Origin of the sequence: Streptomyces sp. RK62 (genome assembly GCF_018070255.1) — a bacterium.
Lineage (GTDB): Bacteria > Actinomycetota > Actinomycetes > Streptomycetales > Streptomycetaceae > Streptomyces > Streptomyces nigra.
This window is the reverse complement of the sequence record NZ_JAGPYD010000012.1, coordinates 283,222-305,610: the sequence shown is the minus strand read 5'-3', so window position 1 is coordinate 305,610 and position 22,389 is coordinate 283,222. Positions and strand designations below refer to the sequence as shown.

The 22,389-nt window shown below is 73.3% G+C and carries 21 protein-coding genes; 7 read left to right on the top strand and 14 right to left on the bottom strand.

Annotated elements, in window-relative coordinates:
* Nucleotides 1–2 precede the first annotated feature (2 nt).
* The gene (locus KBY32_RS24520) at nucleotides 3–2,171 is read right to left on the bottom strand and encodes a SpoIIE family protein phosphatase (protein WP_210981648.1); all 2,169 of its coding nucleotides are present in this window, start codon (nucleotides 2,169–2,171) and stop codon (nucleotides 3–5) included.
* Nucleotides 2,172–2,388: 217 nt separating this feature from the next.
* Here KBY32_RS24520 and KBY32_RS24515 point away from each other — a divergent pair, with 217 nt between their 5' ends.
* Both KBY32_RS24515 and gap read left to right on the top strand, forming a co-directional pair.
* Nucleotides 2,389–3,345: a GlxA family transcriptional regulator gene (locus KBY32_RS24515; protein WP_210981647.1), complete on the top strand. Its 957-nt coding sequence runs from the start codon at nucleotides 2,389–2,391 to the stop codon at nucleotides 3,343–3,345.
* 114 nt (nucleotides 3,346–3,459) lie between these two features.
* A complete protein-coding gene (gene gap, locus KBY32_RS24510) occupies nucleotides 3,460–4,458 on the top strand; it encodes a type I glyceraldehyde-3-phosphate dehydrogenase (RefSeq protein WP_210981646.1) in 999 nt (332 codons plus the stop codon).
* 70 nt (nucleotides 4,459–4,528) lie between these two features.
* Here gap and KBY32_RS24505 read toward each other — a convergent pair whose 3' ends face one another.
* Nucleotides 4,529–5,845 carry an NAD(P)-binding domain-containing protein gene (locus KBY32_RS24505; protein ID WP_210981645.1) on the bottom strand — a complete coding sequence of 439 codons (1,317 nt, stop codon included), beginning with the start codon at nucleotides 5,843–5,845 and terminating at the stop codon, nucleotides 4,529–4,531.
* A gap of 128 nt (nucleotides 5,846–5,973) precedes the next feature.
* Between KBY32_RS24505 and KBY32_RS24500 the strand changes: the two genes are divergently transcribed.
* The gene (locus tag KBY32_RS24500) at nucleotides 5,974–6,348 is read left to right on the top strand and encodes a helix-turn-helix transcriptional regulator (RefSeq protein WP_210981644.1); all 375 of its coding nucleotides are present in this window, start codon (nucleotides 5,974–5,976) and stop codon (nucleotides 6,346–6,348) included.
* A 13-nt stretch (nucleotides 6,349–6,361) separates the two neighbouring features.
* Entirely contained in the window at nucleotides 6,362–6,787 is a 426-nt protein-coding gene (locus tag KBY32_RS24495; protein ID WP_210981643.1) for an arsenate reductase ArsC, read from the top strand.
* 91 nt (nucleotides 6,788–6,878) lie between these two features.
* Here KBY32_RS24495 and KBY32_RS24490 read toward each other — a convergent pair whose 3' ends face one another.
* Together KBY32_RS24490 and KBY32_RS24485 are read right to left on the bottom strand one after the other, a co-directional pair.
* The gene (locus KBY32_RS24490) at nucleotides 6,879–7,157 is read right to left on the bottom strand and encodes a hypothetical protein (RefSeq protein ID WP_210981642.1); all 279 of its coding nucleotides are present in this window, start codon (nucleotides 7,155–7,157) and stop codon (nucleotides 6,879–6,881) included.
* 75 nt (nucleotides 7,158–7,232) lie between these two features.
* A complete protein-coding gene (locus KBY32_RS24485; RefSeq protein WP_374224989.1) occupies nucleotides 7,233–9,380 on the bottom strand; it encodes a SpoIIE family protein phosphatase in 2,148 nt (715 codons plus the stop codon).
* A 400-nt stretch (nucleotides 9,381–9,780) separates the two neighbouring features.
* Between KBY32_RS24485 and KBY32_RS24480 the strand changes: the two genes are divergently transcribed.
* Entirely contained in the window at nucleotides 9,781–10,440 is a 660-nt protein-coding gene (locus KBY32_RS24480) for an NADPH-dependent F420 reductase (protein WP_115505247.1), read from the top strand.
* An 82-nt stretch (nucleotides 10,441–10,522) separates the two neighbouring features.
* Here the strand turns inward: KBY32_RS24480 and KBY32_RS24475 are convergent, their stop codons facing one another.
* Together KBY32_RS24475 and KBY32_RS24470 are read right to left on the bottom strand one after the other, a co-directional pair.
* On the bottom strand, nucleotides 10,523–10,939 hold the full coding sequence (locus tag KBY32_RS24475; RefSeq protein WP_210981641.1) for an SRPBCC family protein: 417 nt from the start codon (nucleotides 10,937–10,939) through the stop codon (nucleotides 10,523–10,525).
* Nucleotides 10,940–10,963: 24 nt separating this feature from the next.
* Nucleotides 10,964–11,974 (bottom strand): aldo/keto reductase, encoded by a 1,011-nt coding sequence (locus KBY32_RS24470; protein WP_210981640.1) that lies wholly within the window; start codon nucleotides 11,972–11,974, stop codon nucleotides 10,964–10,966.
* A gap of 169 nt (nucleotides 11,975–12,143) precedes the next feature.
* Here KBY32_RS24470 and KBY32_RS24465 point away from each other — a divergent pair, with 169 nt between their 5' ends.
* A complete protein-coding gene (locus KBY32_RS24465) occupies nucleotides 12,144–13,055 on the top strand; it encodes a LysR substrate-binding domain-containing protein (RefSeq protein ID WP_210981639.1) in 912 nt (303 codons plus the stop codon).
* A 12-nt stretch (nucleotides 13,056–13,067) separates the two neighbouring features.
* Here KBY32_RS24465 and KBY32_RS24460 read toward each other — a convergent pair whose 3' ends face one another.
* Nucleotides 13,068–13,940, bottom strand: a complete 873-nt coding sequence (locus KBY32_RS24460) for an aldo/keto reductase family oxidoreductase (RefSeq protein WP_210981638.1) — start codon at nucleotides 13,938–13,940, stop codon at nucleotides 13,068–13,070.
* A gap of 130 nt (nucleotides 13,941–14,070) precedes the next feature.
* On the opposite strand from KBY32_RS24460, the gene KBY32_RS24455 reads away from it, so the two are divergent.
* The gene (locus KBY32_RS24455; RefSeq protein WP_210981637.1) at nucleotides 14,071–14,514 is read left to right on the top strand and encodes a helix-turn-helix domain-containing protein; all 444 of its coding nucleotides are present in this window, start codon (nucleotides 14,071–14,073) and stop codon (nucleotides 14,512–14,514) included.
* Between the two features lie 11 nt (nucleotides 14,515–14,525).
* Here the strand turns inward: KBY32_RS24455 and KBY32_RS24450 are convergent, their stop codons facing one another.
* The 7 genes from KBY32_RS24450 to KBY32_RS24420 all read right to left on the bottom strand — a co-directional run bounded on the left by KBY32_RS24450 (nucleotide 14,526) and on the right by KBY32_RS24420 (nucleotide 22,277).
* The gene (locus tag KBY32_RS24450) at nucleotides 14,526–15,443 is read right to left on the bottom strand and encodes a hypothetical protein (RefSeq protein WP_210981636.1); all 918 of its coding nucleotides are present in this window, start codon (nucleotides 15,441–15,443) and stop codon (nucleotides 14,526–14,528) included.
* Nucleotides 15,444–15,510: 67 nt separating this feature from the next.
* Nucleotides 15,511–16,020: a flavodoxin domain-containing protein gene (locus tag KBY32_RS24445; RefSeq protein ID WP_210981635.1), complete on the bottom strand. Its 510-nt coding sequence runs from the start codon at nucleotides 16,018–16,020 to the stop codon at nucleotides 15,511–15,513.
* A 27-nt stretch (nucleotides 16,021–16,047) separates the two neighbouring features.
* The gene (locus KBY32_RS24440) at nucleotides 16,048–16,770 is read right to left on the bottom strand and encodes a CBS domain-containing protein (protein WP_210981634.1); all 723 of its coding nucleotides are present in this window, start codon (nucleotides 16,768–16,770) and stop codon (nucleotides 16,048–16,050) included.
* Nucleotides 16,771–16,781: 11 nt separating this feature from the next.
* A complete protein-coding gene (locus KBY32_RS24435; RefSeq protein WP_210981633.1) occupies nucleotides 16,782–19,466 on the bottom strand; it encodes a GNAT family N-acetyltransferase in 2,685 nt (894 codons plus the stop codon).
* Nucleotides 19,467–19,552: 86 nt separating this feature from the next.
* Nucleotides 19,553–20,458, bottom strand: a complete 906-nt coding sequence (locus tag KBY32_RS24430) for a universal stress protein (RefSeq protein WP_210981632.1) — start codon at nucleotides 20,456–20,458, stop codon at nucleotides 19,553–19,555.
* A gap of 107 nt (nucleotides 20,459–20,565) precedes the next feature.
* A complete protein-coding gene (locus KBY32_RS24425; protein WP_210981631.1) occupies nucleotides 20,566–21,186 on the bottom strand; it encodes a DoxX family membrane protein in 621 nt (206 codons plus the stop codon).
* Nucleotides 21,187–21,368: 182 nt separating this feature from the next.
* The gene (locus KBY32_RS24420) at nucleotides 21,369–22,277 is read right to left on the bottom strand and encodes a DUF1918 domain-containing protein (RefSeq protein WP_210981630.1); all 909 of its coding nucleotides are present in this window, start codon (nucleotides 22,275–22,277) and stop codon (nucleotides 21,369–21,371) included.
* Between the last annotated feature and the right edge of the window lie 112 nt (nucleotides 22,278–22,389).

Below are 22,389 nucleotides of genomic sequence, written 5' to 3'. Positions count from 1 at the left end.
CCTCAGCGTCCCACCGAGGCCCAGACCACCTTGCCGTCGTCGGTCCAGCGCACGCCCCACCGGGTGGTGAGCCCGTGGACGACGTGCAGTCCTCGGCCGCCGTCGCCGAGGAGGTCCTTGCGGCCGAGCCGGGGCCTGCCGTTGCCCTTGTCCCCCACCTCGCACAGCAGGTGGCCGTGGCCGCCCCTGATCAGCCGGACCGTGAGGGGGCCGCGGGCGAAGCGGACCGCGTTGGCGACCAGCTCGCTGACCACCAGCAGCACGCTGTCCCGGGTGTCCTCACGGGTGTCCCACCGCTCCAGCAGCCCGGTGACGAGGGCGCGCGCCCGGGCCGCGGCGTCACCGCGGGCGGGCAGCCGCCACGTCGCGGTGTCCTCCTTGCGGTAGCCGATCGTGCGGGCGAGCAGCAGGGTGACGTCGTCACGCCGGTACGCGGGCGCCAGCGAACGGACGACACGCCGTGCCGCCTCCTCCAGGGGGTCCCACGGATGCACCGCCGACACCGCGTCGGACAGCCTGCCGATGCCCTCGTCGATGGACATCGCCGGATCCTCCACCAGGCCGTCCGTGTAGAGGGCGAGCATCGAGCCGGGGGGTGCGGCGAACGCGTACACGTCGAACGGCTCCCGCAGCGCGAACTCGGCGCCCAGCCCGGGGTGCGGGCGGACCGCGACCGGTCCGGCGGTGCCGTCCGGGGGGACCAGGATCGGCGGCAGATGACCGGCGCTGGCCAGCTCCACCCGGTGGCTGACCGGGTCGTACACGGCGATGCAGCAGGTCGAGCCGAGGGCGCTGTAGCCGGCGGCGAGCCCCGACTCGGCGTCGTCCAGCAGCGACACCGTGTCGTCCAGGTGCTCCAGCACCTCGCCGGGCGCGAGCCCCGCGGACAGCAGCGCGCGGGCCTCCATGCTGAGCTGCCCCATGGTCGCCGCCGCGCCCAGGCCGTGCCCGACGACGTCCCCGACGACCATCGCGGTGCGGCCGTCCGGCAGCGGGAAGCTGTTGACCCAGTCGCCGCCGACGCCGGCGCTGTCGGGGGTGGCGGGCTGGTAGACGCTGGCGGTCTCGATGGTGTCGCCTGCGGACCGGGGCAGCAGGCGGCGCTGCAGCGCCAGGACCTGGGTGTGCTCACGCTGGTGCTGCCGGGCGAGGTCGACGTGGTGGGCGGTCCTGGCCACCAGTTCCTGCAGGTCGAACAGCTCGCCGTCCTCGAAGGGCCGGTCGGCGCGCCGCCAGACCTCGGCGACGCCGAGGACGACGGGCGGCTCGCCGTCCAGCACCAGGGGCACGCACGCCACGCAGGCCGCCTGGTCGCCGGGGATCAGGGTGCGGGCGAGGCGGGGGCTGCCGAGGACCCGCTCGACGGCCGCCCGGTCGGGCAGGACGACGGCCTGTGCGGGGTCGTCCCGGCGGATCGCGTGGGACAGCAGGCGGCTCGCGTCGGCGGGCAGGTCGTCGCCGGGGGTGACATAGCCGTCGGGCCACGCCCGGTCCGGTACGAGGGCGGCGCGGCGCAGCCGGACGCGGCCCTGCGGGCGGTCGGTGACGACCTCGCCGGTCCATACGGCGAAGTCGAGGTCGATGGCGGCCACGTCGCCCCAGGCCAGCAGGGACTCGGCGAGGGACTGCGCGGTCTCGCCGATGTCCAGCGAGGTGCCGATCGCGGTCTCGGCGGCGTACAGGTGGAGCCGTCGCGCCATGGCGATCAGGGAGATGGTCAGGCCCTCCCGGGGTTCCGCTGCGGACAGGATGCTCATGGAGACGACCAGCTCGGAGCCGTCGCGGCGGCGCAGCCGCTGGACCCGGGCGACATGCGGCTCGCCGGTCTCGAGGACCTGGCGCAGCCGCCGGGTCACCGTGGGGACGTCCCAGGGCGGCAGGAGATCGACGAAGGGCATCCCGGGGACGGGGTCCACTCCCGCGAAGACGGGCGCTTCCAGGTTGGAGTCGGTGATCCTGAGATCCCGGTCGACGTTGACGGCGCCGAGTATCTGCTCGGGACGCCCGGCGCCCCGCCGGCGATTTCCCTCTCCGCGCGACGCGGCCGACTCGTCGATGTCCCGGTTGTCCTCGGTGTCGTCGTCGGCGTCGCCCCGCGGGATGTACTCCCCCAGCGCACCGCTGACCATGTCGAACGGTGACGCAGACGACGGGGGAGGCGTGGAGTCCATGCGGTTCTCTCAGCTCGCTCGCCGGCCACGGCACCGCGCCGGCGCCGTACCGGAGCCAGGGTGACGGGGTCCCGAGATCTCTGGCCGCACACCCCATTCAATAACACCCCGCTCCGCTTCGCCCACAGCAGCGGGCCGGACGCCGGTCACGCGGAGTGACGTGCGTCCGGGCCCCTGCGGACGCCTCCCAGGTCGGGGCCTCCGTATCCTCGTCCCCGTGTCACTCCCCCGTCTGCACCGTGTCGCCGTCCTCGTCAGCGAGGGCGCCAAGCCGCTGGACGTCGGCATCCCCGCACAGGTGTTCACGACCCGGGCGAGCATGCCGTACGAGGTGCGGGTGTGCGGGGCGACACCCGGGCTGGTGACCGGCGGGGACGGCCTGTCGTACGCCGTCGCGCACGGCCTCGACGCCCTGGCCTGGGCGGACATCGTGTTCGTGCCCGGCTACCGGCATCCGGACCGCGACGAGCCGCCGCGGCCGGTCGTCGACGCGCTGATCGAGGCGCACGCGCGCGGGGCGCGGCTCGCCGCCATCTCGACCGGGGCCTTCACGCTCGCCGCCACCGGTCTGCTCGACGGGCGGCGCGCGACCACGCACTGGCACTACACCCGGGCGCTCGCCGCCCGCCATCCGCGGGTCCAGGTCGACGAGAACGTCCTGTTCGTCGACGAGGGCAGCGTGCTGACGTCGGCCGGTGCCGCCTCCGGCATCGACCTGTGCCTGCACATCCTGCGCGGCGACCTCGGGGTGGCCGCCTCCAACCACGCGGCCCGCCGGCTGGTGGCGGCCCCCTACCGCAGCGGCGGCCAGGCCCAGTACGTGCCGCGCAGTGTGCCCGAGCCGCTGGGCGAGCGGTTCGGCGCCACCCGGGAGTGGGCGCTGCACCGGCTCGGCGAGCCCCTGACCCTGGACGTCCTGGCGCGGCGGGCCGGGGTGTCGGCGCGCACGTTCTCCCGGCGATTCGTGGAGGAGACGGGCTACACGCCGATGCAGTGGGTGATGCGGGCCCGGATCGATCTGGCCCGTGAGCTGCTGGAACGCTCCGAGCGCAGCGTCGAGCAGATCGCCGCCGACGTGGGGCTGGGCACCGGCGCGAATCTGCGTCTGCACTTCCAGCGGATCCTCGGCACGACGCCGAGCGACTACCGGCGCACGTTCACGCGGGGCGAGTAAGCCGCCTGAGGACGGAGCTGGCGACATCCTTGCGAACCGTGGCGGTCCCGCCACTGTCCGGCCGTCCCGGCGCGCGCGAGCCTTGGTGGTGGCAACAAGAAGGGACACCCACTCATGACTCGCATCGCCATCAACGGCTTCGGCCGCATCGGACGCAACGTGCTGCGCGCCCTGCTGGAGCGCGACAGCGCCCTCGAGATCGTCGCCGTCAACGACCTGACCGAGCCCGCCACGCTCGCCCGGCTGCTGGCCTTCGACAGCACGGCCGGCCGGCTCGGACGTCCGGTGACGGTCGACGGGGACACCCTCGTGGTCGACGGGCGGCGCATCAAGGTCCTGGCCGAGCGTGAGCCGGCGCAGCTGCCCTGGGCCGAGCTCGGCGTGGACATCGTCCTGGAGGCCACCGGCCGGTTCACCTCGGCGAAGGCGGCCCGCGCGCACCTGGACGCCGGCGCCCGCAAGGTGCTGGTGAGCGCGCCGTCGGACGGCGCGGACGTCACCCTCGCCTACGGCGTCAACTCCGACTCGTACGACGCGGAGCTGCACACGATCGTCTCGAACGCCTCGTGCACCACGAACGCGCTGGCCCCGCTGGCCAAGGTGCTGCACGACCTCGCCGGGATCGAGCACGGCTTCATGACGACGGTGCACGCCTACACCCAGGAGCAGAACCTCCAGGACGGCCCGCACCGCGACGCCCGCCGCGCCCGCGCCGCCGGCGTCAACATCGTCCCGACCACGACCGGCGCCGCGAAGGCGATCGGCCTGGTCCTGCCGGAGCTCGACGGCAAGCTGTCCGGCGACTCGATCCGCGTACCGGTGCCGGTCGGCTCGATCGTCGAGCTGAACACGACCGTGGCGCGTGACGTGACCCGCGAGGACGTCCTGGAGGCCTACCGCACGGCGGCCGAGGGCCCGCTCGCCGGTGTCCTGGAGTACTCGGAGGACCCGCTGGTGTCCTCCGACATCACCGGCAACCCCGCCTCGTCGATCTTCGACTCGGCCCTGACCCGTGTCGACGGCCGCCACATCAAGGTGGTCGCCTGGTACGACAACGAGTGGGGCTTCTCGCACCGCGTGATCGACACCCTGGAACTGCTGGCCTCTCGCTGAGCATCGACAGGCTGAAGCGCCGGGCGGCCGACGACCGCCCGGCGCTTTGTTGTACGGGTGCCGAGGCTCCTCACGAGCCGCAGCAGCCGTCGTCGCTACCGTCTGCTTCAGAGATGTCGAAGAGCCCAGCTCCACCGCACACCCCGGTTTCCGGGAGGGTGAGTTCGACGCGGTCGGCGGAGTCGGTGTCCCCGGCGATGGCGGCCACGACGGAGCGGACCTGTTCATAGCCCGTCATCGCCAGGAACGTCGGCGCCCTGCCGTACGACTTCATGCCGACGAGATAGAAGTCCTGCTCCGGGTGGGCCAGTTCGCGGTGGCCGTGCGGGTAGACGGTGCCGCAGGAGTGCTGGTTGGGGTCGATCAGCGGCGCCAGCGCGGTCGCGGCCTGGAGCCGCTCGTCCAGGCCGAGCCGGATCTCCGACAGGAACGACAGGTCCGGCCGGAACCCGGTCAACGCGATCACCTCGTCGACCGGCTCCAGACGTCGGCCGTCCTCGGCGACCAGGACCAGACGGCCGTCGCCGGCGCGCTCGATCGCGTCGATACGGAAGCCGGTGACCGCGTCCGCGTGACCGTCGTCCACCGCGGCCTTGGCCGCGAGCCCGAGCGCGCCGCGGGCCGGGAGTTGATCGGCGGTGCCTCCGCCGAAGGTCGAGCCTGAGATGCCGCGCCGCAGGACCCACACGGCGTGGGTGCCGGCACCGTCCTCGGCTTCGGCCAGCTCGGCGAGGTAGGCGAGTGCCGTGAAGGCGGAGGCACCCGAGCCGATGACGGCGGTGCGCCTGCCCGCGTACCGGGCCCGTACGGCCGGGTCCTTCAGGTCGGGCACCCGGTAGGTGATCCTGTCGGCGGCCGCGCGCTCGCCTAGTGCGGGAAGGCCGCTGCCGCCGGCCGGGCCGGGGCTGGTCCAGGTGCCGGAGGCGTCGACGACCGCCCGGGCGAACACCTTCTCCTCCCTGCCGTCCGTATGGGCGACGTGGACGACGAAGGGCTGTGCCTCACGGCCGGCGTCGACGACCCGGTCCCGACCGGTGCGGGACACGCCGGTCACCCGGGCGCCGGTGCGCACGCGGTCACCGAGGACGTCGGCGAGCGGCCGCAGGTACAGATCGGCCCACTCGCCACCGGAGGGATAGGAGTCCGGGTCCGGCTTCACCCACCCGGTCGGGGCGAGAAGCTTCTCGGCTGCCGGGTCCGTGAGTTCGCTCCAGGTGGAGAACAGCCGGACATGGCTCCACTCGTGCACGGCGCTGCCCGCCGCGGTGCCGGCCTCCAGCACGAGCGGTTCGATGCCCCGTGCGACCAGGTGGACGGCGGCGGCCAGGCCGACCGGTCCGGCTCCGATGACCACGACGGGCAGGTTCTGCTGTTCCAGCTTGTCCATGACCCCTGCTTCGATGATTGTCGATGTCTTGAGGGGTCGAGCATGACACCTGCATCGATGGACGTCAACATAGACATCCATCGAATCTGCGGGTCAAGCACTGCTTCGACATGTGTCAACATAGGCATATGTCGAACACCAAGCTGCTGCCGCTGCTCGAGCCCGACGGTGAGAGTGCGGCGCCGTGCTGCCCGCCGCTGACCGAGCGGCCTCTGGACGCCGCGGAGGCCGAGACGGCCGCCCGCATGTTCAAGGCGCTCGGCGACCCCGTACGGCTCCGGCTGTTCTCCGCGGTCGCCTCGCACGAGGGCGGCGAGGCGTGCGTGTGCGACATCTCCGACGTCGGCGTCTCCCAGCCGACCGTCTCCCACCACTTGAAGAAGCTCAAGGAGGCCGGTCTCCTGACCTCCGAGCGACGCGGCACGTGGGTGTACTACCGGGTCGAGCCGACCGTCCTGGCCGCCATGGGCCGGTTGCTGGTCAACGCGTCGGCCGCGGCCTGAAGGGGAGGAACCGATGTCCTCGAGCCCGCACGCCTCGGTGCTGTTCGTCTGCGTGCACAACGCCGGTCGTTCGCAGATGGCCGCCGGTTTTCTCTCCCACCTGGCGGGCGACCGCGTCGAGGTCCGCTCCGCCGGCTCCGCTCCGGGCGACCAGGTCAACCCGGCGGCCGTCGAGGCCATGCGGGAAGTCGGCGTCGACATCTCCGAGGCGAGGCCGAAGGTCCTCACGACCGACGCCGTCCAGGCGTCCGACTACGTCATCACCATGGGGTGCGGCGACGCCTGCCCGGTCTTCCCCGGCAAGCAGTACCTCGACTGGGTCCTGGAGGACCCGGCCGGCCAGGGCGTCGAGGCCGTCCGGCCCATCCGCGACGAGATCAGGAGCCGTGTCGAGGCGCTCGTCGCGGAGATCGACGCCGCTGCTCTGCGCAAGAGCTGACGGTCTCAGAGCTCCGACGGCGGCGTCGGTTGCAGGCCGCCGCCGGGTCGGGCCGGGAGCCGTGCTGGGCGGCCATCGGCGGGGTGCGGATCTAGGACACGCCCGTCTCCGTGCGGGCCGGAGCGGCCCCCTCTCCCCCGTCCCGCACGCGAGTCCCGGCGTCGGCCGACTCCGCGCCGAGCCCCAGCCGGTAGCGGAGCAGCAGCAGGGCCGTGGTGTCGGCGACGGGGGCGAGGCGTTCCAGCAGGGTGCGGATGGCGGGATCGTCGCCGGCCCGTACGGCCTGGACGATTCCGCTGATCAGGGCGCGTACGGAGGCCGGAACGGGGTGGGTGTCGTCGAGCGGGGAGAGCGCTGGTTTGCAGTCCATGCCTCCGTGTACCCGGTGCGCACAGGGCTAGAGTCACTCGTTCGGGCGATGTGGGGTGCACGCGGGCTGCCGGACTCAGCCGTGCGGCCGTACGAGGAGCAGCGCGATGTCGTCCGGGTTCGGCGCCGGATGGCCGGCGTGCCCGAGCAGGGCGTCGGCCAGGGCGTCGAGGTCCTCCGGCGGAGTGGCGGCGAGGCGGTCGGTGACGGCGGCGATCGCGTCGTCGATGTCGACGCCGGGCCGCTCGACGAGGCCGTCGGTGTAGAGGGCGAGGACCGAACCCGACGGGAGCGGGATGTCCACGGTGGCGTAGTCGGCCTCGGGGGTGATGCCGAGCAGGAGTCCGGCGGGGGCGGTCACGGGTTCGGCCCGGCCGTCCGGGTGCCGCAGGAGGGCCGGCGGGTGTCCGGCGGTGGCCAACTGCGCGCTGTGCCGGGCCAGATCCAGATGGACGATGAGGCAGCTGACGAAGAGGCCGGGGTTCAGGTCGGCCAGGAGGCGGTTGGTGCGGGCGAGGATGTCGCCGGGCGAGGCGCCGGAGGTGGCGTGCGCGTGGACGGCCGTGCGGACCTGGCCCATGAGTGCGGCGGCCGTCGTGTTGTGCCCCTGGACGTCGCCGATCGCGGCGATGGCGCTCGTCGGGGTACGGCGGATGAGGTCGTAGAAGTCGCCGCCGATGTCCAGGCCGTGGCTCGCGGGCAGGTAGCGGGCGGCGGCGTCGAGGCCGGGGACGTTGCCCAGGCTGCGGGGCAGCAGGGCGTTCTGCAGGGTGTGGGCGAGGCTGTGTTTGGCGTCGTAGAGCCGGGCGCGGTCCAGGGCCAGGGCGATCAGCCCGGCCAGCGAGGTGAGCAGGGCCCGCTCGGCGGGCGGGAACGCGCGGGGCGCGTCGTAGGCGAGGACGAGGGAGCCCACGGGGCGGCCGGAGACGATCAGCGGCAGGAAGGCCCAGGAGGCCATGTCGTCCTGGTGCCGTGCCGGCGGGTAGTCGCGCTGGAGGTCGGCGAAGCTCCGGTAGAAGCTGGCCTTGCCGGTGCTCACGGCCCGTACGGCCGGGGTGTCGAAGGTGAGGGACGCCGTCTCGAACCGGGAGATCAGCTCCCCGCCGTACCCCCGGTGCCCGGCGATGCGCAGACGGCCGTCCTGCAGCATCAGCAGGGCGAGCGCGGCCGGGCCGAACGCGGGGACGATCTGGTCGGCCGCCAGCTCGACGACGTCCTTGACGCCGGCGGCCTCGGCGAGCGCGGCGGCGACATGGGTCAGGTGGTAGAGCGCCGCGGCGCCGACGGGTTCCGCCGGTGAGGGGGCCGGGGCGGTGTCGTGCGGGCCGGTGGGTCCGTCGTCGGCGGGGGCGATGTGGACGCTGATGCCGGTGTCGTTCGGGTAGAGCCGGAACGACAGCCGGGTGTCGGGCGGGCGGGTGGCGGTGAAGGTGATGGGCCGGCGGGAGACCACCGCGGCCCGGTAGCGGTCCTCGAACAGCGGGTCGTGCAGCCAGAGCAGCACCTCCCAGGGCCGGTTGCCGAGGAGCGCGGCGGCTCCGGCGCCGACGAGTTCGGCGCCGGCCGGGTTGATGTAGGTGAGCCGCCCGTCGAGGTCGAGCGCACAGCACCCGACGGGCAGGCGCTCGGCGAACGCGAGGGCCGCCATCGCCTGCAGCGGGTCGGCGTCCTCCGCGTGGGGCGCGGTCAGCAGATGCGGGATGTCCGGGATCTCGGGCGGATGGCCGCGGTCCGCCGCGCGCTGCAGGAACCGCGCCGCACGGGCACACCCGGCGCCGATCGCCTCCCGCTCGGCAGGGCTGAGCTCCGGTGGATGCCACACCGGCCACAGCAGCACCACGCCGCCCCAGACGGGACCGCCGTCGGCGATCGGTGCGGCGGCGAGCATGAAGTCGTACGGCAGCACGAGGCCGAGGCGTGGATAGCGGTGGGCGGTCTCCTCCTGGCTGCCCAGCCAGATCAGCCGGCGTTCACGGATGGCGTCGACCACCGGGATCGCCGTGTTCATCGGGATCCGTGCCCAGGGCGCCGCGATCCGCCGCGACACGCCAGACACCAGCGCGAGGCGCAACAACTGCTCGCCGGGCGCCGGCACGTACACCATCCCGACGGACGCCCCGGTGTCCCGGACCAGGTCGGCCAGCAGGGAGACGGGCAGTTCCGCGTGCGGACCGGAACCGCCGTCCGGCAGGTCCCGCACGGCGTCACCCGGTCCGCGCGCCACGCACCACCTGGCGGTGCGGCGGCCGTCGGTACCGCCGCCCGCGTGGGACGTCCGGCACGGAGGGCCGCGCCCCGCACCGACCGCGGCACAGCACGTCACCCATATGCGGACAGTACGCCCACGGGCGGGGGACGGCACCCTGACCGGAGCCCGGGGCGCCCTGCCGAAGCGGGCCGCGCCCGGACGGGTGAGGTGGGCGGGGTGAGCGGCGTTTCGGGGTGCGGGGTCCCGCGGGGCGGCGCACCGTCGGTCGGGTGGGGGCGCGGCCGTGGCCGGAACCGGTCGCCCGCGGGTGCTCACAGACGGGCGACGGCACCGGTCCGCAGGATTCCCGGAATAGCCCTGCGGGGAGCGGGGGTTGGTGCCGTGGGCAGGACATTCTTGCGACGGAAGGCATGTCATGAAGATCGGCATCATCGGAGCCGGCCACATCGGCGGCAATCTCACGCGTCGCCTCACCGCGCTCGGGCACGACGTCTCGGTCGCGAACTCCCGTGGCCCCGAGACCTTGAAGGAACTCGCCGAGGAGACCGGGGCCACGCCGGTACGGGCGGAGGAGGCGGCTCGCGGCGCCGAGATCGTCGTCGTCACCGTCCCCCTCAAGGCGGTCCCGGATCTGCCGTCCGGCCTGCTGGACGGGGCGGCCGAGGACGTGGCGGTCATCGACACCGGCAACTACTACCCGCAGCGCGACGGCAGGATCGCCGGGATCGAGGACGAGGGGCTGACGGAGAGCCGCTGGACGGAACGCCAGATCGGGCACCCCGTGATCAAGGCGTTCAACGGCACCTACGCCCACGACCTCATCGACCGCGCCCGCCCCGAGGGCGCCCCCGACCGTATGGCGCTGCCCGTGGCGGGCGACGACGAGGCGGCCAAGCGCAAGGTGATGGCCCTGATCGAGGAGCTCGGCTTCGACGCCGTGGACGCGGGCGGCCTGGACGACTCCTGGCGCCAGCAGCCCGGTACCCCCGTGTACGGGCTGCGCGGCGGCGTCAAGGAGGTCCAGGACGCGCTGGCGGCGGCCACGCCGGAGCGACAGCCGGAGTTCCGCGGCTGAGGCTCCGGCGGTCGCGTAGGCGCGCAGCGTCTGGCACCTCGGCGTTCTGTCAGGCGCCCAGCGTCTGCCGCATCGGCTTCTGTCAGGCGCCCAGCGTCTGCCGCAGGGCTGTGAGGCCGTCGCGGTAGATGCCCTGGAAGAGGGCGGCCGCCTCCTCCTCGCCCACCCCGGCCGGGGTGAAGGTCCCGGACCACTCGACGCGTGAGCCGGTGCCGTCCACGTCGTGCACGGTGAGGGTGGAGCGGTAGCCGGTCACGGGGAAGGGCGCGTCGACGATCGAGTAGGTGTAGGTGCGCGCGTCGTCGTCGAACCGCTCCAGGCGTTCGACGATGACGCCGCCCTCCTCGTTGGTCAGGACACGGACGCGGCCGCCCTCCCTCAGCTCGCTGACGGGGATGTACGGCAGCCAGTCCGGCAGGGCGTCGAAGCCGCCGATGAGCTGCCAGACGGTGTCGGCGGGCGTGGGGAGGTCGATGGTCGCGGTCGTGCTCGTGGTCATGGTGGTACTCCGATGATCAGCGGGTCAGGCGGTCGGTACGGGGGCGTTCTCGGCGATCAGGCCCTCCTCGCGCAGCGCGGTCCAGAACGCGGCCGGGACGTCCGCGTCGAGGGCGGCGACGTCCTCAGCGATACGGCTGGGCCGGGTGGCTCCCGGGATGGCCGCGACCGTGGCGGGGTGGGCCAGGGAGAACTGGAGCGCGGCGGCCTTGATGGGGATGCCGTACCGCTCGGCGAGGGCCTTGATCCGGTCGACCTTGGCGAGGACCTCGGCCGGTGCCTTCTGATACTCGAAGTGCTCTCCGCCCGCGAGGACGCCGGAGCTGTAGGGGCCGCCGACGACGACGTCGACGCTCTGGGCCTCGGCGGCCGGCAGCAGGCGCTGCAGGGCGCGGTCGTGGTCGAGGAGGGTGTAGCGGCCTGCGAGGAGGAACGCGTCCGGCTTGGGCTCGTCCAGGTCGAGGGTCAGCTCCAGCGGCTCGACCCGGTTGACGCCCAGACCCCACGCCTTGATGACGCCCTCGTCGCGCAGGCGCTGCAGGACGCGGAAGGCGCCGGTGCGGGCGGACTCGTAGGCGGCCAGCCAGTCGTCGCCGTAGAAGTCCTGCGCGACGTCGTGGACCCAGACGATGTCGAGGCGGTCCGTCCGCAGGCGCCGGAGGCTGTCCTCGATGGACCGCAGGGTCGCGTCGGCCGAGTAGTCGTTGATCATCTTGTTCGGCCGGCCGTGTTCGAAGAGGCCGCCCTTCTCCCCCAGGTCGCGGGCGGCGGGGTCCTCGGTCTCGTCGAGGATGACGCGCCCGACCTTGGTGCTGAGCACGAAGGCGTCGCGGGGGCGTCCCGCAAGGGCTTCGCCCAAGCGGATCTCGGACAGTCCGGCGCCGTAGAAGGGCGCGGTGTCGAAGTAGCGGATGCCCTGGTCCCAGGCGGCGTCGACGGTGGCGGCGGCCTCGTCGTCGGGGATGGCCCGGAACATGTTGCCCAGCGGGGCGGTGCCGAAGCCCAGACGGCTGGGCAGGAGGGACGTGATCGACATGGTGGTTCCTCGTGGTGGTGCGGGAAACGGTGCGGTCTGCGGGCCGTCGTGCGGAGGGGCCGGGGTCACCGGCCGGGCCTTCGACGACCTGACGTGTTCGACCGTAGGATCGGAACTTGAGACTGTCCAAGACTTGCTTGGACACACTTGAGTCCCTGGAGGTCTCACCATGCTCGACCTGCGCCAGATCCGGTACTTCGTGGCGGTCGCCGAGACCGAACACGTCGGCCAGGCCGCCGATCGGCTGCACATCTCGCAGTCGCCGCTCAGCCGGCAGATCGCGCAGCTGGAGAAGAGCCTCGGTCTGACGCTCTTCGAGCGCGGGCAGCAGCGGATCCGGCTCACCCGAGACGGCCAGGTCTTCCTGTCGGAGGCCCGGGCGCTGCTGCGGCACGCCGACCGTCTGGAGAACCTGGGGCGCCGGCTGGGCCGCGGCGAGGAGGGCGGCCTGTGCATCGGCTACATCGCCGACGCCATGCACACCGGTGTGCTGCCCGCGGCGCTGCGCTCCCTCAACGACGAGCGCCCCGGCATCCACGTCGCCCTCTACAGCCTGCCTCCCGCCGAACAGTTCGAGGGCCTGCGGCAGCGCAGCCTCGACATCGCGCTCGTCCACGAGCCGCCGCCGTCCGAGGACCCGGACCTGACGGCCGCGCCCCTGCTGGAGGACCCGCTGCTGCTCGCCCTGCCCGCCGGGCATCCGCTGGCTGAGCGGCCGGACCTGACGCCTGAGGACCTGGACGGGCAGCCGTGGATCGGCGTGGAGAATCCCCAGGATCCGGTCTGGCGGGACACGTTCGTCGCCTCGTGCGCCGCGTCCGGCTTCACCCCGGACATCCGCATGGACGCCGCCGAACCGCTGACCGCGCTCGGCCTGGTCGCCTCCGGGCTGGGGCTCGCCCTGGTGCAGCGGAGCATGGTGCGCGGCATGTCGGAGGCCGTCGCCGTCCGCGAACTCCCCTGGCACGACCGGTCGGTTCAGCTGTGGGCCGCGTGGCACCGGGTGGACCTGCGCCCGGTGGTCGCCTCCTTCCGCGCCCTCACGCTCGCGTCGGGACCGGTGAGCGCCGCCCGGGCATGAGCGCGCCGGGCGTCAGCGCCCGATCTTGTCCAGCTCGGCGAGATCACCGTCGGAGAGCGATAGGCCCGCTCCCGCGACGTTCTCCCGCAGGTGCGCCACCGACGAGGTGCCGGGGATCAGCAGGATGTTCGGCGACCGCCGCAGCAGCCAGGCCAGCGCGACCGACATCGGCGTCGCGTCCAGCCGAGCGGCCACGGCCGTCAGCGCGGATGCCTGGAGCGGGCTGAAGCCGCCGAGCGGGAAGAACGGCACGTAGGCGACGCCCTGTTCGGCGAGTTCGTCGATCAGCTCGTCGTCATCGCGATGGGCGAGGTTGTACATGTTCTGCACGCACACGATCGGCCCGATCGCGCGGGCCTCGGCGACCTGTTCGGCCGTCGCGTTGCTGACCCCGAGGTGCCGGATCAGGCCCTGACGCCGAAGGTCGACGAGCGTGTCGAACGGTTCCGCGAGCGATCCGGGGACGGTCCCCCGCGCGTCGCCCAGCCGCAGGTTGACGACGTCCAGTGTGTCGAGGCCGAGGCGGTCCAGGTTCGCCTCGACGGCCCGGCGCAGCTCCTCCGGCCTGCGCGCCGGAGGCCAGCCGCCGTCCGCGTCCCGGACCGCTCCGACCTTGGTGACGAGGTGCAGGGCGGCGGGGTACGGATGCAACGCCTCGCGGATCAACTCGTTGGTGACGTGGGGGCCGTACGCGTCGGCCGTGTCGATGTGCGTGATGCCGAGGCGGACGGCCTCGCGCAGCACGGCGAGGGCGCCCTGGCGGCTGGCGGGCGGACCCATGACACCGGGGCCGGCCAACTGCATGGCGCCGTAGCCGAACCGGGTGACGGTCAGATCGCCCAGGGTCCAGGTGCCTCCGGGGAGCGAGGCGGAGGGGGTGGTCATGATGGGCCTTTCGGGTCGGGTCCGGGACTGGTGCCTGACGGCGCCTTGCACCACTATTGGTTTGCTGCTTCCTGTAGGGAAGTAGGCACTTCGAAGTGCGTAGGGCACCCGACGGTGGGAGGAACGGCCCATGGCGACGACGGCGGAGGAGCAGCGGCAGGCTCAGACCAAGGCGGAGTACGACGCCTTCCTCGCGGCCTGTCCCAGTCGCCAACTCCTCGACCGGATCTCCGGGAAGTGGGTCACGCTGGTGCTGGCCGCGCTCGGCAGCGGCGACGCGCCCCCGCCGGGCGCCGACTGCGCCGACGAGCCCCGGGCGATGCGCTACTCCGAGCTGCAGCGCCTGCTGGCCGGCGTCAGCCAGAAGATGCTCACCCAGACGCTGCGTTCGCTGGAGCGCGACGGTCTGGTGTCGCGCACCGTCGTGCCGACAGTCCCCGTCACGGTGTCGTACGAACTCACCGACCTGGGGCTGTCGCTGTACAGGATGATGCGCGGCATCAAGACGTGGGCCGAGGCTCACATGGACGAGGTGCAGGCCCACCGCGAGACCTACGACGCGCACGGCTCCTGACGCTGTGCCCCCTATCCGACGAGGCGCCGACGCCAGTCCAGGGGCGTGACGGTGATGGCGCGGCCCGGGTCGCCGTCCCACTCCGTGTGGAGGCCGACCGCTTCGAGGGCGGCGACGATCTCGTGGCCTATCGCCTCCGTGGTCTCGGACGAGCCGTCGAAGCCGCCGTAGAGGAGCATCAGTCCATGGCCTGCCGCGGCGGAGTCCGTGCACTGGGAGTGGAAGAAGACATAGCCGCGGGCGTCGGGGTCGCCGGCGGCGCCGATCTCGGACTCGCCGCAGTTGCGGCAACAGGCGAAGTTCTCGCGGGCGGTGATGCCGGACCCTTGGAGGGCCGTGAACGCGCGGGTGAGCCGTTCGGGGTCGGTCTCGCCCTGCCACGTGGCCTGTTCGGCGACCCGTTCGAGCCACAGCCGGTCGGCCAGCGCTATCGCCTGCTCGTGGGACACGGGGCGGCGGTCGTCGGTGACCAGGTAGTCCTCGGCGAGTTCGGCCAGTTCGGCGCGGGTGGCATAGCCGCCGGCCAGCGTCTCGCGTACGCGCTCCTCCAACTCCGCGCGCTCGTCGTCAGGGAGGTCCAGTGGCGGGACGTCCTGCACCGGTCCCATGTCGAGCCGCGACCACGTCAGGTCCTGGTCCCATCCGGGCCGGCGGCGTGCCCAGCCCGTGAGCGCCGAGGCGACCGCCTCGGGCGTGTCGGCCGTTGCCTGGAAGTGCCGGTCGGCCGCGCCGTCGCGGTGCTCCACCGTGTAGGCGCCGCCGGCCTGGTACCAGACCTGGGCGAAGACGTCGGGCAGGTCGGGTATCCGCTGGACGACCAGGAACCGGTCGCCGTCGTCGCCGATGCGCCGGACGAGCCCGTCCAGTTCCTCGGCCGACACGCGCACGTGGTGCTGCCGGTTCTCCGTCTCCACCTTGATCTCGAGCATGCCCGGACTCTGGCACACGCCACTGACAACGGGCCCGGGTGGGCTGGCGATCGCCGTGCACCCTGCCTCAGCGAGTCACCCCCGCGGCCGTCAGGTCCGCGGCGACCGACCGGGCCCAGTCCTCGATCCGGGCGAAGTCGCGGAAGTCGCCTCCCTTCCCGCTGCGCAGGATCATCCGGGCGACCCGGCCACGCGCCCCCTCCAACAGGCAGCCGCCGAAGGTGATGTGGCCCTCGGCGTCCACCCGGTCCATCGCCCGCTTCACCCCGGGCACCGGAGGGATGTCACGCTCCGAGGCCGACGGGTCCAGCGGGCCGCTGCTGAACAGCCACACCGGACGCCCGGCCAGGTCCGCGCGGTGCCGCCGCACGAACCGGCGGGCGTCCTTGTGCCAGCGTCCCGCGTACAGTCCGCCGCCGACCACGACGGCGTCGTAGCCGGACACGCTCTCCACCGTGCGGGCGGGCAGCGCCTCGGCGGTGAGGCCCTCCCTGCCCAGCACATCGGCGACGGTCTCGGCGATCCCTGCCGTCGAGCCGTTCGTCGTCCCATAGGCGACCAGCACCTTGGTGGTCATGGTCCTTGCCTCCTGTCCACTCTCGGTTCACGGCCCGCGGAGCCAGTCGTGCGCGAAGCCGTGCAGGGCCGGTTCCTCGGGGCGGGTATGTGCGTCGTCCAGGCGGTAGGACAGCTGGTTCACCACCGCCACCACACCGTCGATCTGACGGGCCATCGACACCGCGATCTCCGTCTCGCTGCGGCGCTCCAGATGGCCCGCCACCGTGACCACGCCCTCCACGACGGTGACCGTGACAGCGCGCGGCGGCAGCCACAGGGCGCGCGCCAGCACCTCGTCGACGACCTCGGCGCGGATGTCCTCGTCCGGCCGGAGGAAGACCTGGAGCAGGTCACGGCGGGTGACGATGCCGACGAGGCGGTTCTCCTCGTCCAGGACGGGCAGTCGTTCCACCCGGTGTTGTGCCATCGTCCGGGCCGCCTCCACGATCGTTTCGTCGGCGTGGACGGTGATCGGGGGCTCGGTCATCAACTGCCCGGCGGTGCGGGCCTCGGCCTTCGCGGCGCGCCGGCGTCCGGCGCGGGTCAGCCGGTCGAGGCCGAACCGCTTCCCGGTGCCGGGCTCGGCGGCGTGGCGGGCCAGCAGGTCGGTCTCGGAGAGGACGCCGAGGACCATCTCGTCGTCGTCCACGACGGGGAGTCCGCTGATGTGGTGCCGGGCGAGCAGCCGGGCGACTTCCTTGAACGGGGTGCCGTACTCGGCGCGGACGACGTCCGTGGTCATGACCGAGCCGACCTTGTCGTGTTTCATCGGGGGCCTCCTCAGCGCAGTCGGCGCAGATACGGGTCCTGGGGTGCGCGGGGCACCAGGCGCACCCGCGCGTCGAGCACGGTGACGCTCTCCGGTGTCGCGAGCACCGGGTTGAAGTCGGCCTCGGCGAGCTGCGGCAGGTCGGCCGCCATCCGGGACAGGCGCAGCAGCAGTTGCTCGAGCCCGGCGAGGTCGGCGGGCCGTGCGCCGTCCGCGCCGAGGAGGAGTGGGGCGCACCGGGGTGTCGTGATCAGGTCGTGCACGTCGTGGTCGGTGAGCGGGGCGAGGCGGGCCGCGTGGTCGGCGAGGACGTCGCTGGCGGTGCCGCCGAGTCCGAAGAGGACGAGCGGGCCGAAGACCTCGTCCTGCATGACACCGGCGAACAGTTCGGTGCCGCGGTCGGCGAGCGGCTGGATCAGGACGCCGTCCAGCAATCCGGCGAAGCGGGTCTCCAGGTCGCGGAAGGCGGCCCGGACCTGGGAGTCGCCGCGCAGGTCGAGATGGACGGCGTGCTCGGCGCTCTTGTGCACGAGTCCGGGCCAGTGGCCCTTCATCACGACACGCCCGTCGAAGCCGCGCAGCCGCTCGGCGGCCAGGACGGCGTCCTCCTCGGTCTCGGCCCAGGCCCAGGGCGCCTGGAGGATGCCGTAGCAGCCGAGAAGTGCGGCGACCTCCCGCGGATGCAGCCAGCCGCCGTCCGGGTGCCGGTCGAGGAACGTGTCGGCGATGGCGCGGGCGCGGCCGGTCTCGACGCCGTCGAGGGCGGGGACCGTGCCGAGGGGGCGGGCGAGCCATGCGGCACGGCGGGCGGCGTGCGCCAACGCCCGCGCGGCCGCCTGGGGTTCGGCGTAGGAGGGGACGGTGGTGCCGTCGGCCGCGGGCAGCCGTTCGACGGGCAGGGCCTGTCCGAGGCGTACGGCGACGACCGGCTTGGGGTGCCGTCCGGACCGGGTGAGGGCCCGGACGAGGTCGTCACCGGTGGCGGCGGCGAGCGCCGTGGGGACGAGGGCGACGACGACGGCGTCCACGGCACGGTGGCGCAGGAGCCGGTCCACGCAGGTGGTGAGCTGGTCCTCGGTGACGGCGGCGGTGACGTCGACGGGGTTGCCGGTGACGGCGTCGGCGGGCAGGTCGGCCGCGAGGTCCGTGGTGAGTTCGGGGAGTTGGAGTCCCGCCTCGGCGCAGGCGTCGGCGGTGAGGACACCGGCGCCGCCCGCGTTGGTGACGACGGCGACACGGGGTCCGGCGGGCAGTGGCTGGGAGTGCATCAGCGCGGCGGTTTCGAGGAGTTCGCCGCAGGAGCGGGTCGCCGTGATGCCGGCCTGGGTGAACAGCGCCGCGCGAGTCATGGTGCGGGTCGCGGCGGCCGCGGTGTGGGAGGCGGCGGCGCGCCGGCCGGCCTCGGTGCGGCCGGCGTCGACGGTCAGGACCGGCATCCGGCGGGTCACACGCCGGGCGGTACGGGAGAAGGCGCGCGGGCTGCCGAAGGACTCCAGGTACAGCAGGGCGAGGTCGGTGCGGCCGTCGCTCTCCCACCACTGGAGCATGTCGTTGCCACTGACGTCGTACTTGTCGCCGAGGGAGGCGAAGGTGGAGACGCCGATGCCGAGCCGGGACAGCCCGTCGAGCAGCGCGATGCCCACCCCACCGGACTGCACGGCCACACCGGCCGTACCGGCACTCGGGGGACGCGGGGCGAACGTGGCGTACAGGCGCTGGTCCGGGTCGGTGTTCGCGAGGCCGAGGCAGTTCGGGCCGACCAGGCGCATGCCGTGGGACCGGCAGGTGTCGAGCAGTTCGCGGCCCTGTACGGCGTCCAGCCCGCCCGTGACGACGAGGACGGCCCGTACGCCGGACTTGCCGCACTCCTCGGCGGCCGCGGGGATCGCGTCGGCGGGGACGGCCAGCACCGCGAGATCGGGTGTCACGGGCAGCGCGTCCACCGAGGGGTGGCATGGGACTCCGAGGAGGGACCGTGCGGTGGGGTGCACGGCGAAGAGGCGGCCCGTGCAGCCGCCGGAGCGCAGCTGGTGCAGGATCGCCCGGCCCGCCGAGCCCGGCCGGCGGCCGGCGCCGATCACGGCGACGGTCCGGGGGCGCAGGAGTGCTTCGAGGCTGAGGACGTCGGCGGTACGGCCGCGTTCCTCGACGGCGGTGAGGTAGGTGTCGCTCTGGTCGAGGGCGATGACGCACCGGACCTCGGGGCCGTCGAAGTGGCGGGCGGTGCGCAGGCCGAGGCCGGCGAAGAGCCGCAGCACCTCGTGGTTCTCGCTGAGCGCGTCGGCGGCGAAGGTGGTGATGCCGGCGGCGCGGGCGGCGGAGACGAGGTGCTCGACGAGGAGGGTGCCGATGCCGCGGTGGTGCAGATGGTCGGCGACCGCGAGGGAGACCTCGGCCGTGTCCGCGTCCGGGGCGCCGCCCGTGTCGTACTCGGCGAGTCCGACGACGTCGCCGCCGGTCTCGGCCAGCAGGGCGAGGTGTCCGGGGCGGGGTGGCCCGCAGGTCAGGTCGGCGGCGGCCTCGGCGGAGCCCCGGCCGGCGGTGAAGAAGCGCAGGCGCAGGGTCTCCGGGGACATGGCGTCGTACAGGGCGCGGATCCGGTCGTGGTCGGCCGGCCCGGCCGGGCGGATGCCCACGGTGGTGCCGTCCGCCAGGAGGGCGTGGGCGGTGGGCCGGCCGGGCGTGTCGTCCTTCATCGCTCCCCCTGGTGCAGTCTTCTACGGTGTTCTGCGGTCTTCTACGGTGTTCTCCGGTGTGGGCCGGTGCGGCCCGGGGCCGTCCGTCAGTGGTGCGGGACGACGGCGACCGGTGCCACGGCGTGGTGGAGGACGGCGTGGGTCACCGGGCCGATGTGCGCGCCGAACGGGCGGCGGCGGATACGGCGGCCGACGACCACCAGGGACGCCTCGCGGGAGACGTCCACGAGCCGTGCTCCAGGGCTGCCGGCGGGCACTTCCTCGCTGACCTCGACGTCGGGGAACTTCTGCCGCCAGGGCTTCAGGGCGTCGGCTAGCAGGGCGGCCTGCTGCCGGACGACCTTGTCCTGGAGTTCGATGTCGACGGTCAGGCCGTAGACGTAGTACGGCGGGAGGTTCCAGCCGTGGAGCACACGCAGCCGGGTCCCACGGCGGGCGGCCTCCTCGAACGCGAACTCGATCAGCGTCCCGTCGGGGCTGTTCGCGTCGAGTCCGAGGACGACGGGCCGGAACGGCGTCTGGGTCGACGGCAGCCCGTCGGCGTCCGGTTCGTGCTCGTCGGTGGCCTGTTCACCGGCCCGGACGAGGACGACGGGGCGTTCCGAACGAGCGGCCACCGACAGTCCGACGGAGCCGACCATGAACCCGCCGATCCCGCTCAGGCCGCGCGAGCCGAGCACGATGAGCTCGGCGTCCTTCGCCGCGTCCAGCAGAGCTTCGGTGGCGTCGCCCGTGCGCTGTTCGATGGTCAGCTCCATGTCGGGGTGGCGCAGCCGGATCGCGTCGGCGGCCTCGCGCGGCATGCGCTCGGTCCAGTTCTGCTGGGTCTCGGCGCCGAGGAGCGGGGCCTGGGCCATGGGCGGAGGGATGGGCTCCCAGACATGGACGATGGTCAACGGCAGTCCGCGCAGCCGCGCCTCGCGGGCCGCCCACTCGGTCGCGGACCGGCTCTCGGACGAACCGTCCAGACCTGCGACAACAGTGCGGAACATGATGCTGCCTCCTGATCCGATCTCTGCTTCCAGGGTCGTTCGCGGGCGGGCGCGGGGGCAGGGGCCGCTGGTCCCCTGCCGGGGCCGACCGGCCCAACGGCGCCCGGTCAGCGCAGCCAGGGGTGACGGGCGACGAACGGCAGCCGGGCCCAGGCGTGGCCGAGCCCCCAGACGGCGCCGGCCCCTGCGGCGGCGAGCGCGATCAGGACGACGGCGTAGACGAGGTGGTAGTCGGCGAAGGGGTTGGTCGACATGCTCGGCGAGCCGTCGGACAGATGCCGGGCGGGAGGCCACTCGGCCATCCACATCAGGGCCATCATCACGGTGCCGGCGACGGCGGCGAGCCGCAGTGCGACGCCGAGGGTGAGGGCGACGCCGATGCCGAGCAGCCCGAGCATGAACAGCCAGTCCGCCCAGGCGTCACCGGCCCAGGAGTGGAAGACCGACTCCATCGGGCCGACCGCGACCCCACCGAGGAAGCCGCGGGTCGGCGAGCCTCCGTCGATCCACCCCTTGCCGGACGGGGTGGCGTAGCCGAGGCCGAAGGTCTTGTCCAGGAAGGCCCACAGGAAGACGAAGCCGGTGAGCAGCCGCAGCCCGGCGAGGACGTACGCGCTCACGGCGGTACGGCCGGCCGCGGCCTCGCCGATGGCGGACTCGGTGGTGGCCTCACGCGCGGGCGAGAATCGCAGACCGGGGTGCCGGTGTGACGGATCGTGCACAGCCATGATCTTCATCCCCCTCGGGACGGATGCGCCGTTGACGTCGTCCACTATCCCGGTGGGGACATGACGTGACGCGGTGCCGAAGGGGACGGGCCGGGGGGCTGAACGGCCCTACCGCGTGGGTACGTTCGGACCCACGGACGGCAAGTCTGCTTGCTGTAGGAGTGCTTGGCGCGTGCGACCTGTCAGCGGTCGCCGGCGTCCTGCCGCTCGGCCGGGGCGATACGGCGGCCCGTGAGGCGTGCGGGCCGCAGCGTGATCCACAACTCCCGTTCCCCGCCCACCCAGGGCGTGGTGTGCGCGTTCTCGGTGAGCCGCCGGGCCGTGCCGGCGTCCGTGACCGCGTTCGCGGGCCCCACCGCCAGCACGCTCCAGCCCTGGCTGAGGGTCTCGTCCACGTGGTCCACCTCGAAGGCGAACTCCGTCCCGGCGGCCGCCGCGACGACCGAGCCGGGTTCCGTCCGGAAGGCGATCATGTCATCGACGATCTCGTAGTTGACCGGGACGATCGCCGGGCGCCCGCCGGACTCCGTCACCCCGACGCGCCCCACTCCGTGCGTCGACAGCAGGGCACGGCAGGTGTCCGGGTCCAGGTCGGTCACCTCCGGGCGGAGCAGGGCGTGCCCCTGGCCGGGCGGCAGGTCCGCGCCTCCGCCGCGCAGCGCGGTCGCCGTGGTGCCGAGGACGTCGGCGAGGCGGGTGAGGGTGGCCGCGGTCGGGTCGGCGGGGTGTTCCTCCAGGTAGGCCAGATAGTCCGGGGACATCCGGGCCCGGGCTGCCGTCTCCTCACGGCTGAGCCCGTTCCGGCGGCGCGCGGCGACCAGGCGGCGGCCCATGTCACCCGGGTTGGGGGTTCTCCCCCGAGGCGCCCTGCGCCCGGTGTCGGACCCGGCGCCGGGCTCCTCCTGCTCGATGTGGTGGACGTGCGCGTCGGGGCCGGGGAAGACGAGGGTCACCTCGTCCGTGTCCGACCAGCGCACGTCGTACGGGGGCGTCCCGTCCTCGTGGTGCAGCCCGATGATCTCGCCGTCGCGTTTGGCGGCGCCGGTGGACGGGCTCTCGATGACCAGTTGATCTCCGACGTGCGCTCGCATGGCCGTCGCCCTTCCTCGCGGTGGTGCGCGGTGGTGCGTGATCCCGCGTTCTGCTGCTCTCACCAACGTCGCACGCGCGGCCGGAGGCCGCATGAGTCGACCGGCCCTAGGA

Bases quoted from the DNA above. Each gene is read 5' to 3' on its own strand.
- KBY32_RS24480 (WP_115505247.1), top strand. From the start codon at position 9,781: ATGAAGATCGGCATCATCGGAGCCGGCCACATCGGCGGCAATCTCACG.
- KBY32_RS24445 (WP_210981635.1), bottom strand. From the start codon at position 16,020: ATGACCACCAAGGTGCTGGTCGCCTATGGGACGACGAACGGCTCGACG.
- KBY32_RS24495 (WP_210981643.1), top strand. From the start codon at position 6,362: ATGTCCTCGAGCCCGCACGCCTCGGTGCTGTTCGTCTGCGTGCACAAC.
- KBY32_RS24500 (WP_210981644.1), top strand. From the start codon at position 5,974: ATGTCGAACACCAAGCTGCTGCCGCTGCTCGAGCCCGACGGTGAGAGT.
- KBY32_RS24440 (WP_210981634.1), bottom strand. From the start codon at position 16,770: ATGAAACACGACAAGGTCGGCTCGGTCATGACCACGGACGTCGTCCGC.
- KBY32_RS24475 (WP_210981641.1), bottom strand. From the start codon at position 10,939: ATGACCACGAGCACGACCGCGACCATCGACCTCCCCACGCCCGCCGAC.
- KBY32_RS24455 (WP_210981637.1), top strand. From the start codon at position 14,071: ATGGCGACGACGGCGGAGGAGCAGCGGCAGGCTCAGACCAAGGCGGAG.
- KBY32_RS24520 (WP_210981648.1), bottom strand. From the start codon at position 2,171: ATGGACTCCACGCCTCCCCCGTCGTCTGCGTCACCGTTCGACATGGTC.
- gap (WP_210981646.1), top strand. From the start codon at position 3,460: ATGACTCGCATCGCCATCAACGGCTTCGGCCGCATCGGACGCAACGTG.
- KBY32_RS24490 (WP_210981642.1), bottom strand. From the start codon at position 7,157: ATGGACTGCAAACCAGCGCTCTCCCCGCTCGACGACACCCACCCCGTT.
- KBY32_RS24505 (WP_210981645.1), bottom strand. From the start codon at position 5,845: ATGGACAAGCTGGAACAGCAGAACCTGCCCGTCGTGGTCATCGGAGCC.
- KBY32_RS24435 (WP_210981633.1), bottom strand. From the start codon at position 19,466: ATGAAGGACGACACGCCCGGCCGGCCCACCGCCCACGCCCTCCTGGCG.
- KBY32_RS24420 (WP_210981630.1), bottom strand. From the start codon at position 22,277: ATGCGAGCGCACGTCGGAGATCAACTGGTCATCGAGAGCCCGTCCACC.
- KBY32_RS24460 (WP_210981638.1), bottom strand. From the start codon at position 13,940: ATGACCACCCCCTCCGCCTCGCTCCCCGGAGGCACCTGGACCCTGGGC.
- KBY32_RS24430 (WP_210981632.1), bottom strand. From the start codon at position 20,458: ATGTTCCGCACTGTTGTCGCAGGTCTGGACGGTTCGTCCGAGAGCCGG.
- KBY32_RS24450 (WP_210981636.1), bottom strand. From the start codon at position 15,443: ATGCTCGAGATCAAGGTGGAGACGGAGAACCGGCAGCACCACGTGCGC.
- KBY32_RS24465 (WP_210981639.1), top strand. From the start codon at position 12,144: ATGCTCGACCTGCGCCAGATCCGGTACTTCGTGGCGGTCGCCGAGACC.
- KBY32_RS24425 (WP_210981631.1), bottom strand. From the start codon at position 21,186: ATGGCTGTGCACGATCCGTCACACCGGCACCCCGGTCTGCGATTCTCG.
- KBY32_RS24470 (WP_210981640.1), bottom strand. From the start codon at position 11,974: ATGTCGATCACGTCCCTCCTGCCCAGCCGTCTGGGCTTCGGCACCGCC.